This is a genomic window from Pseudomonas sp. FH4, assembly GCF_000510915.2.
GTDB lineage: Bacteria > Pseudomonadota > Gammaproteobacteria > Pseudomonadales > Pseudomonadaceae > Aquipseudomonas > Aquipseudomonas brenneri.
Window position 1 is genome coordinate 1 of sequence record NZ_AOHN01000040.1, and the last position, 1,145, is coordinate 1,145.

Consider the following 1,145-nt stretch of genomic DNA (forward strand, 5'->3'; position numbering starts at 1 on the left):
GGCGCCAACGCCGGCCACGCCACCGAAGCCAACATGGACCGCCTCGACGGTGCCGGCGCTGCCGCCGCCATCGAAGCCCGCGCCGTCACCGCCAATGACTCCGCCGCCATCGTGCGGGCCAAGGCTGCCCTGGACAAACTCGACGTCGCCGAAGGCCTCGCCGAGCTCGAAGGCGCTTCCGCCCGTGTCGCCGTTGACGAAAAACGCATGATCAACTGCCGCGCCGACCTCAACCAACTCGTGCCGTTCAAGTACGACTGGGCCTGGCAGAAATACCTCGACGGCTGCGCCAACCACTGGATGCCGCAAGAGGTCAACATGACCGCCGACATCGCCCTGTGGAAAAACCCCGAGGGCCTGACCGACGACGAACGTCGCATCGTCATGCGCAACCTGGGCTTCTTCTCCACCGCCGATTCCCTGGTCGCCAACAACCTGGTCCTGGCCGTATACCGCCTGATCACCAACCCGGAGTGCCGCCAGTACATCCTGCGCCAGGCCTTCGAAGAGGCGATCCACACCCACGCCTACCAGTACTGCATCGAATCGCTGGCCATGGATGAAGGCGAGATCTTCAACATGTACCACGAGATCCCATCGGTCGCTAAAAAAGCTGCCTGGGGCCTGAAGTACACCCGTTCGATCTCCGATCCGAAGTTCGAAACCGGCACCGTCGACACCGACAAGGAACTGCTGCGCAACCTCGTCGCCTACTACTGCGTACTGGAAGGCATCTTCTTCTACTGCGGCTTCACCCAGATCCTGTCCATGGGCCGTCGCAACAAAATGACCGGCGTGGCCGAGCAGTTCCAGTACATCCTGCGCGATGAGTCGATGCACCTGAACTTCGGTATCGACGTGATCAACCAGATCAAAATCGAAAACCCACATTTGTGGGATGCCGAGATGAAGGAAGAAGCGACCCAAATGATCCTGCAAGGGACCCAGTTGGAGATCGAATACGCACGCGACACCATGCCGCGCGGCGTGCTGGGCATGAACGCGGCGATGATGGAGGACTACCTCAAGTTCATCGCCAACCGTCGCCTGTCGCAGATCGGCTTGAAGGAAGAATACCCAGGCACGACCAACCCGTTCCCGTGGATGAGCGAGATCATGGACTTGAAGAAAGAGAAGAACTTCTT

The 1,145-nt window shown here is 60.1% G+C and carries 1 protein-coding gene; it reads left to right on the top strand.

Translation table 11 applies throughout. The features are described from left to right. Positions 1-33: 33 nt before the first annotated feature. A partial coding sequence (locus H097_RS24235) for a ribonucleotide-diphosphate reductase subunit beta (protein WP_082445664.1) occupies positions 34-1,145 on the top strand: 1,112 nt, incomplete at its 3' end.